The sequence below is a fragment of the Streptomyces rectiviolaceus genome, assembly GCF_039533825.1.
GTDB lineage: Bacteria > Actinomycetota > Actinomycetes > Streptomycetales > Streptomycetaceae > Streptomyces > Streptomyces rectiviolaceus.
This window is the reverse complement of record NZ_BAAAUG010000063.1, coordinates 1-8,796: the sequence shown is the minus strand read 5'-3', so window position 1 is coordinate 8,796 and position 8,796 is coordinate 1. Positions and strand designations below refer to the sequence as shown.

The following is an 8,796-nucleotide window of genomic DNA, read 5'->3' as shown; positions in this document are numbered from 1 at the left end:
ACCGGCGCGAGTGCCGCGTCGCGGAAGAGCCGCAGGTGCGCCCCCGTGTGCGAGCCGGTGGCGCGCGCGAGTTCGGCCGGCGTACCGGTGAAGACGATCTCGCCGCCGGTGTTGCCGCCCTCCGGGCCGAGATCGATCACCCAGTCCGCCTGGGAGAGCACGGCCAGGTCGTGCTCGATGACGACGACGGTGTTGCCCCGGTCGACGAGCCGGTTCAGGAGGCCGATGAGCATGTCGATGTCGGAGAGGTGGAGGCCGGTGGTCGGCTCGTCGAGGATGTATACGCTGCCCGTGCCCGCGAGCCGGTCGGCGAGCTTGAGGCGCTGGCGCTCACCGCCGGAGAGGGTGGCGAGCGACTGGCCGAGGCCGAGGTAGCCGATTCCGGTTTCCAGCAGGCCCTTGACCTTGGTGTGCAGCGGGCCCGACGAGAAGAACTCCGACGCCTCCTCGGCGGACATCTCCAGGACGTCCGCGATGTTCTTGCCGCTCACCCGGTGCCGCAGCACCGACTCCTTGAAGCGGCGGCCCTGGCAGCTCTCGCAGTGCGTGGTGACCGGGTCCATGTAGGCGACCTCGGTGATCAGCACGCCCCGTCCCTCGCACTCCCCGCACGCGCCCTTGGAGTTGAAGCTGAAGAGGCTGGCGTCCTCACCGCTGACCCTGGCGAAGAGCTTGCGGATGGGGTCCATCAGCTTCAGGTAGCTGGCCGGGGTGGAGCGCGAGGACCGTGCGATCGGCGACTGGTCGACGAAGATGGAATCCGGGTACTGGCCGCGGAAGGCGGTCGCGATCAGCGAACTCTTGCCGGCGCCTGCCACTCCGGTGACGGCGGTGAGGACGCCGACCGGGATGTCGACGGAGACGTTCTTGAGGTTGTTCACCTTGGCGTCGCGGACGGGCAGCGCCAGGTCGTGCGTGCGGGGGTTCTCCTTGATCCCGCCGTTGCGCCGCAGTCCTTGCCCCGTCAGGGTGTCGGCCTCGCGCAGCTTCTCGTAGGCGCCCTCGAAGACGATCGTGCCGCCGTGCACCCCGGCCTTGGGGCCGATCTCCACGACGTGGTCGGCGACCGCCATGATGTCGGGGTCGTGTTCGACGACGAGGACGGTGTTGCCCTTGTTGCACAGCGCGCGCAGCAGGTCGTTGAGGCGGCTGACGTCGCGGGGGTGCAGGCCCACGCTCGGCTCGTCGAAGATGTAGGTGAGGCCGGTCAGTTCGCTGCCGAGGTGGTTGACGAGTTTGAGGCGCTGGCCCTCGCCGCCGGACAGGGTGGGGGTGGGGCGGTCGAGGGTGAGGTAGCCGAGGCCGATGGCCTGGATCTGTTCCAGCGTCTCGCGGATGGTGGTGACGAGCGGGGTGTCGAGCCGCTTCTCCAGCTCGGCGGCGACCAGGACGAGGTCGCTGACCTGCAGTTGGCACCAGTCGGCGATGTTGCGCCCGTCGATCTGGGTGGAGAGGGCCTTCTGGTTGAGCCGGCCGCCGCCGCAGGTGGGGCAGAGGCCGTCGGTGAAGAAGGCTGCCGCCTGCTCGCGGGAGGACTTGCTCATGGTGGCGGTGTCCCGCTTGAGATAGCGGCGGACGAAGCTGTCGACGAGCCCCTCGTACTTCAGGGCGAGCACATTGCCGTTGGGGTACGCCACCTCGACCGTGCCCGTGCTGCCGTGCATGAGGGTGTGCATTTCCTCGGGCGTGTAGTCCACGAGCCTCTTGTCGACCTGCAGGTGCTCGTGGTTGGCGTAGAACTGCCAGCTGACGCTGTTGACCGCGTATCCGGGCAGCAGGATGGCACCCTCGGCGATCGACTTGTCGAGGTCGATCATCAGCTCGGGGTTGGGGCGCCTGGCTCGGCCGAGTCCCTCGCACTCGGGGCACATGCCCTTGGGGTCGTTGAAGGAGTAGAGCCAGGTCTGGCCGAGGCCGTCGTTGCCGTGGTTGGCGAAGAGCACCCGCATCACGGTGTAGACGTCGGTGACGGTGCCGACGGTGGAGCGGGCGTTGCCGCCGAGGGGGCGCTGGTCGACCACGACGGGGGTGGTGAGTTCCTTGACGGCGTCCACGTGTGGCCGTTCGAACTTGGGAAGGTCGTGCCGGATGTTCCAGGGGAACGTGGCGTTGAGCTGCCGCTGGGCCTCCACGGCAACGGTGTCGAAGACCAGGGATGACTTTCCGGAGCCGGAGACTCCGACGAAGACCGTGATCTGGTTCTTGGGGATGACCAGTGAGACGTCCTTCAGGTTGTTCTCACGGGCACCGATGACCTGGATGCCCTCGTCGGTTTCGGATACCGGCGTGTGGTTCACGAATCGTCCTCTCTGGAATCGCTTCACTCATCGAGCTCACCGAAGGCGCGCGCGGATCGCGCTCACCAGCTCGGGATCTTGGGGTTCGACCGTGGGGGCGAAGCGCCCCACGGGTTCACCGGCGGACGACACGAGGAACTTCTCGAAGTTCCAGCGCACGTCCCCGGTGTGGCCCTCCGGGTCGGCGAAGGGGGTCAGGGCGGCGTAGAGGGGGTGGCGGTCGGCTCCGTTGACGGCGATCTTCTCGGTGAGCGGGAAGGTGACCTGCCGCGCGGAGCAGAATTCGGCGATCTGCTCGGAGGTGCCCGGCTCCTGCTCGCCGAACTGGTTGCAGGGGACTCCGATGACGACGAGCCCGTCGTCGCGGTGGCTCCCGGCGAGCTCCTCGAGGCCGGCGTACTGGTTGGCGAGGGCGCATCCTGAGGCGACGTTGACGACGAGCAGGGTGTGGCCGCGGTGCCGGGAGAGCAGGTCGGAGCGGCCGTTCAGGTCCGTGATGGCGATGTCGAAGACAGTCATGCGGTGCACGCTAGATTCGCCCGGTCCTGACGCGGTCGATGTCGCGTCGCGGGCATCTCGTACGCCGCTCGAAGGGTGGGCGCCTTCCGGGGCGGCGAGGAGAACACGACGTCGAGGGGTGTGAGCCGACGCGGGGGATGGGCCGGCTCACACCCCGGTACGTGGGGCCTGCGACTAGCGGCTGAGGGCGCGGTACTTGCGGACGGCCAGCGGGAAGAAGATCAGGAAGATCCCGACCGGCCAGACGAAGGCCATGAGCATCGCGTGCTCGGCGATCCAGGACGTGCCGCCGACCCCGGGATTGCCGAACAGCTCACGGATGGAGTGGGCCGTCGACGAGAGCGGATTCCACTCGGCGATGGTGGCCAGCCAGCCCGGCATCATCTCCGGGGAGGCGAAGGTGTTGGCCACGATGCCGAGCGGGAACAGCAGGGTGTAGACGGCGGATGCGCCCTCCGGCGAGCTGATGATCAGGCCGAGGTAGATGCCGACCCAGAGCAGGGCGAAGCGCAGCAGCAGCAGGAGCGCGAAGCCTCCGAGGGCCGGCAGGAAGCCGTCGTTCCAGCTCCACCCGGCGATGGCGCCGCAGCCCATGAGGATGATCAGGACCACGGTGCTGTAGAGCATGTTGACGATGCTCTGGCCCATGACGACCGAGGCGGCCGACATGGGCATGGAGCGGAACCGGTCGGTGACGCCCTTGGAGGCGTCCGCGGTGACGCCTGCCATGGTCTCGCCGATGCCGAAGGCCATCGACATGACGAACATGCCGGGCATCAGGAACTCCATGTAGCTCCCACCGCCCTCGATCTGCATGCCGCTGCCGAAGATGCCGCCGAACAGCAGCACCATCAGGATCGGGAAGGCGAGTCCGGCGAGGATCTGGGTGGGGTTGCGGGCCCAGTGCGCGAATCCACGGAGGGTCAGCGTCCAGGAGTCGGCAAGGACCCAGCCCAGCTTGGTGAAGGGGTTGGTGGGCACTTCGGGTGCGACGATCGCGCTCACGGCTGGGCGACCTCCTTGCGGCTCGGCTCGGCGGTCGGCGCCGTCTGGTTTCCGGTCAGGTTCAGGAACACCTCGTCGAGGGTCGGGCGGCGCAGGGCGATGTCCTCGGCCTCGATGCCCGCGTCGCTCAGGGAGCGGGCGACGGCGGTGAGGGCGACGACCCGGTCCTCGACGGCGACGCTGATGCGCCGGTTGTCGACGTCCGTCTCGGGCTTCGCCTGGAGCAGCGAGGTGATCAGGCCGAGCGCGGCGTCGAGGTCGTTCGGCCGGCGCAGCACGACGTCGATCCGGTCCCCGCCGATCTTGTTCTTGAGCTGGTCCGGAGTGCCGGTCTGGACGACCTTGCCGTTGTCGATCAGCGAGATCATGTCGGCGAGTTGGTCGGCCTCTTCGAGGTACTGGGTCGTCAGCATGACCGTTCGCCCTTCGGCGACCAGACCGCGGACGGACTTCCAGACGTCGTTGCGGCCTCGCGGGTCGAGTCCGGTGGTGGGCTCGTCGAGGAAGAGCACGGAGGGCGCCAGGATGAGGCTGGCGGCGAGGTCGAGGCGTCGCCGCATACCGCCGGAGTACTGCTTGGCCGGCTTGCCGCCGTCGTCGGCGAGGCCGAACCGCTCCAGGAGTTCGTCGGCCCGGCGCTGGGCCGCCTGCTTGCCGATGTGGTAGAGCCGCCCGAACATCACCAGGTTCTGACGGCCACTCAGGTCCTCGTCCACGGCCGCATGCTGGCCGAGGAGTCCGATGCGGTAGCGGACCTGCGCAGCCTGGGAGGCGACGTCATACCCGGCGACGCGGGCGGTTCCCCCGTCGCTCCGCAGGAGGGTGGAGAGAATGCGGACCGCGGTCGTCTTGCCGGCGCCGTTCGGGCCGAGGAGCCCGTAGACGACGCCGCGCGGCACGCTCAGGTCGAGTCCGGCGAGTGCCTCCTTGTCACCGTATTTCTTCTTGAGACCTTCGGTTTGGATCGCCAGGTCGGCGCCGGCCATGCTCACCCCTTCTTGGGTGCTCAAATTTGGGTACCCTGCGAGCATAGGGGAGGCCACTCGGATTATTCAAGTTTTAGCACGACCCTCTGGAGCGCCCCTGCGGCAGGCGGATCACGGTGACCGATGCCAGTGATCACGGTGCCCGGCGTACCAGGCGACCGTCTCGCGCAGCCCTTCCTCCAGCGAGCGGCGCGGCGCGTAACCCAGTTCGCGCTCGGCCTTCGTGCCGTCGACCGCGTACCGCAGGTCGTGCCCCTTGCGGTCCTCCACGGGCCGGACGAACTCCCAGCCCCTGTCGCAGAGTTCGAGAAGACGGCCCGTCATCTCCTTGTTGGTCAGATGGGTGCCGCCGCCGATGTTGTAGATCTCCCCCGCACGCCCGCCGTCGAGGACCAGCCGTATTGCGCGGCAGTGGTCGTCGACGTGCAGCCACTCCCGGACGTTCGCGCCGTCCCCGTAGAGCGGAACCCGCTCCCCGTCGAGCAGCCGGGTCACGAACAGCGGGATCAGCTTCTCGGGGTGCTGGCCGGGGCCGTAGTTGTTGGCACACCGGGTGATGCGCACGTCAAGGCCGTGGGTGCGCCAGTACGAGCGGGCGATCAGATCCGCCGATGCCTTGGACGCCGCATACGGGGAGTTCGGCAGCAGGGGCTCCTCCTCCGTCCAGTACCCCTCGTCGATCGATCCGTAGACCTCGTCCGTGGAGACCTGGACGAACACGCCGACGTCGTGCCGCAGGGCCGCTTCGAGCAGCGCCTGGGTGCCGAGCACGTTGGTGCGTACGAACGCCTCGGCGCCCTCCACCGAGCGGTCGACGTGCGATTCCGCGGCGAAGTGCACCACCGCGTCATGCCCGGGGAAGACCTTCTCCAGCAGCGCCGTGTCGCAGATGTCACCGTGGACGAAGGTCAGCCTCGGGTGGTCCGCGGGCAGGTTGCTCAGGGTCCCCGCGTAGGTCAGCTTGTCCACGACGGTCACCCGGTCGTCCTCGTGCCCGGGGTACCCGCCGTCCAGCAGCGTTCTGACGAAGTACGAGCCGATGAAACCGGCCGCGCCGGTCACCAGGATGTTCACGCCTGTTCTCCTTCCGCTGTGGGGCGGAAGGGGCGGGCACCGCCCGCTCCCTCCGCCGGACGCCGTCATCGGCCGGTGGCCACCGGCTGGTGACGCGCGGTCAACTTCTCGATCCTCGGGACCACTTCATTGGGGCTCGGCGCCGCGAGCATCGACCGCCGCAGCCGCCGCGCGCCCTCCCCGAAGGAGGGCTCCTCCAGCACCCGGACCAGCTTGTCCCGCAGCACCTCGACGCTCAGGCCGTCGGAGTGCAGGTGCAGCCCCGCGCCCAGCTCCTCCACCCGCTGGGCCCGGTAGATCGCGTCCCACATCCAGCCGAGCGCCACCTGCGGCACCCCGTGGACGGCGGCGGTGGCCCAGGTGCCCGCGCCGCCGTGGTGCACGATCGCCGAGCAGCTCGGCATCAGGGCCAGCAGGGCCACGTGGTCGACCACGCGGGTGTTGTCCGGAACCCGCGACACCTGGGCAAGCTCCTTCTCGCTCAGCGTCGCCACCACCTCCACGTCCAGGTCGGCGATCGACGCGAAGACGTCGTTCACGTCGATGGCGTTGGGGAACTCGGTGTCGCGGATGGTGAGTCCGAGAGTGAGGCAGACCCGGCGCCGGGCCGGCGGCTCCCTCAACCAGTCGGGTACGACCGCGGGGTTGGGGCCGTTGTACGGGACGTAGCGCATCGGCACGGTCGGCAGCCCGAGCTCCATCCGCACCCCGGGAGGCATCTGGTCGACCGACCACTGTCCCGTCACCACGTCGGGGTCGAAGTCGGCCCCGTGCCTCTCCAGCGTGTAGGCGAGCCACTCCTCGAGCGGGTCGTCGCGCAGCTCGCCGGGCACCTTCGCCTGGCGCTCGCGCAGCGCCAGATGGGCGTTGGAGAAGAGGTCGGGGAACGACAGCAGCCGGGCGTGCGCGGCCCCGCTCGCCTTGGCCGCGACGGCTCCGGCGAAGGTGAACGGCTCCCAGAGCACCAGGTCCGGCTTCCAGAACCGGGCGTAGTCGACCAGCGCGTCGATCATCGTGTCGTTGTTGATCTGCGCGTAGAAGGTGGCCGTCAGCATGGCGTTGGACGCCCGCAGATAGTCCAGGCTCAGCCGCTCGGGACGGTTCTCCAGGTAGTCCCGCTCCAGGTGGTGCACGAGCATCCCGGGTCCGACCGTTCGGATGACGTCGTCCATCCGGTGGTCCCCGCCCACGGGCACGGCCGTCAGACCGGCCCGGGTGATGGACTCGACCGCGGCCGGCTGACTCGCGACCCGCACCTCGTGTCCCGCCGTCCGCAGGGCCCACGCCAGCGGGACGATGCCGTTCAGATGGGCGTCCTGCGCGAAGGCGGTCAACAGCACCCGCATGGGGAGCCTCCTTCCCACTCGGTGGCCGGCCCGGCCGTGGCGCTGGTCATGAGGGCCATGGAGGTCACGGAGGTCATGAGACGGAGAACCGCAGGATGCCGCCGAGCACCGCCGACCGCATGCGGCGCAGCACCTCGGCGTTGCGGCGCAGCCCGGGCCTGGCCTCCGTGAGGACCCGGAGCGCGGCCTCCGTCTGGATCCGCACCAGCGGGGCGGTGACCGGGGCGGCGGCTCCTCCGAGGAGCGTGAGCTGCCGTTCGCCGTCGGCACGGTCGAGGTCGAAGGCGTTCGGATCGTCGAAGGACTCCGGGTCGCGGTTGGCCGCGTCGACGAGGACCACCACACGCTTGCCCTCTTCGATCGTCTGCCCGTCGAACTCGACCTGCTCGCGGGCGATACGGCTCTCGAAGCGCAGCGGCGGCGCACAGCGCAGGGCCTCGCGGACCCCGGCCTCCACGAGGGCCGGGTCCTGCCGGATCCGGTCCCACGCGGCGGGGTTCTCGAGGAGCGTCTCCACCGTGTTGCACAGGGCGGTGGCGGTGACCTCGATGCCCACGACGACGGCGAGGACACCGATCGCTGCCGCGTCCTCCTTCGGGACACCCGTGAGCGCGGCCAGACCGGTGGCGCGTCCGTCGGCGACCAGGCCGGACAGCTCGGAGGAGACACCGTCCACCGCTTCGAGGAGCGCGCGGGCGGTCGTCAGCTGCTGCGGGCACTGTCCGGCGTCCAGCGCAGCGGCCAGGCCCTCGTGCCTCTCGGCGATCCGCTCCCGGCTCTCCGCGGGCAGTCCGAGCACGTCGCAGACCACGCGGGTCGCGGCGGGGACGGCGTAGTCGCGGTACAGGTCGAACCGCTCACCGGCCTTGCCGAGGATCTCGCGGCAGGCGCGCTCGATCTCCGGGCGCCGCTCGGTGAGCGCCGCCGCGCCGAGCAGCGGGGCCGCGGCGTCGGCCAGCTTCTCGTACGCGGCAGGGTCGTGGTTGATGTGGGCGTCGTCGAGCGGGGTGACGTGGCAGAGCTGGGGGTTCTCCCAGACGTCGACACCCGGGTGGTGCTGCGGGCCCTCCTCCGGGTGACGGGGGGAGAACCGGGGGTCGGTGAGGACCTTGGCACCGAGCTCACGGCTCGCGGTGACCCACGCGCCGATGCTGCTCTCGTGCAGGCCGAGTTCGCGGGCGCGCTCGCCGTGGCTCAGGGGGTCGTCCTCGCCGGCGCGCAGGAGCAGGGCGAAGGGGTCACCCTGGGCGCCGAAGATGAACTGGACACCGCGGATGGTCAGCAGATGCCGGCCCAATTCGCTGTTCGACTGCTCAGTCAACATGACACCGTCCTGGGAGAGAGATCCGGATAGGTTCAAGAGCTCGTGGACATCGCGGGCACGAGGGGATCCAGCGCCAGTTGCGACGCTAGGCCGGGTGCCTACAGCGGCACTCGACACGGGCTACACGGGCCGGGCTACACGGGGCCGGGCTACACGGGCCGGGCCCCCGGCGCGCTGGTGCCCAGCGCCAACCGCGCCAGCTCATCGGCCGCGGCGCGCACGGCGGCGCTGTCCGCCGCCGCGGT

At 69.7% G+C, this 8,796-nt stretch carries 7 protein-coding genes; all 7 read right to left on the bottom strand.

Annotation, left to right across the window (positions count from 1 at the left end; all coding sequences use genetic code 11):
- Positions 1-2,297 (bottom strand): ATP-binding cassette domain-containing protein (locus ABD378_RS18750; RefSeq protein WP_344522064.1); only part of this gene is annotated, 2,297 nt, incomplete at its 3' end.
- Positions 2,298-2,333: 36 nt separating this feature from the next.
- Positions 2,334-2,816 (bottom strand): glutathione peroxidase, encoded by a 483-nt coding sequence (locus ABD378_RS18745; RefSeq protein ID WP_344522063.1) that lies wholly within the window; start codon positions 2,814-2,816, stop codon positions 2,334-2,336.
- Between the two features lie 174 nt (positions 2,817-2,990).
- Positions 2,991-3,821, bottom strand: a complete 831-nt coding sequence (locus ABD378_RS18740; protein WP_344522062.1) for an ABC transporter permease — start codon at positions 3,819-3,821, stop codon at positions 2,991-2,993.
- On the bottom strand, positions 3,818-4,807 hold the full coding sequence (locus ABD378_RS18735; protein ID WP_344522061.1) for an ATP-binding cassette domain-containing protein: 990 nt from the start codon (positions 4,805-4,807) through the stop codon (positions 3,818-3,820). Before ABD378_RS18735 ends, ABD378_RS18740 begins: the two co-directional genes overlap by 4 nt.
- Positions 4,808-4,918: 111 nt before the next feature.
- A complete protein-coding gene (rfbB, locus tag ABD378_RS18730) occupies positions 4,919-5,881 on the bottom strand; it encodes a dTDP-glucose 4,6-dehydratase (RefSeq protein WP_344522060.1) in 963 nt (320 codons plus the stop codon).
- Between the two features lie 65 nt (positions 5,882-5,946).
- Positions 5,947-7,227 carry an activator-dependent family glycosyltransferase gene (locus tag ABD378_RS18725; RefSeq protein WP_344522059.1) on the bottom strand — a complete coding sequence of 427 codons (1,281 nt, stop codon included), beginning with the start codon at positions 7,225-7,227 and terminating at the stop codon, positions 5,947-5,949.
- Between the two features lie 73 nt (positions 7,228-7,300).
- Entirely contained in the window at positions 7,301-8,551 is a 1,251-nt protein-coding gene (locus tag ABD378_RS18720) for a cytochrome P450 family protein (RefSeq protein ID WP_344522058.1), read from the bottom strand.
- Positions 8,552-8,796 lie beyond the last annotated feature (245 nt).

Bases quoted from the DNA above. Each gene is read 5' to 3' on its own strand.
- ABD378_RS18745 (WP_344522063.1), bottom strand. From the start codon at position 2,816: ATGACTGTCTTCGACATCGCCATCACGGACCTGAACGGCCGCTCCGAC.
- ABD378_RS18735 (WP_344522061.1), bottom strand. From the start codon at position 4,807: ATGGCCGGCGCCGACCTGGCGATCCAAACCGAAGGTCTCAAGAAGAAA.
- ABD378_RS18725 (WP_344522059.1), bottom strand. From the start codon at position 7,227: ATGCGGGTGCTGTTGACCGCCTTCGCGCAGGACGCCCATCTGAACGGC.
- ABD378_RS18720 (WP_344522058.1), bottom strand. From the start codon at position 8,551: ATGTTGACTGAGCAGTCGAACAGCGAATTGGGCCGGCATCTGCTGACC.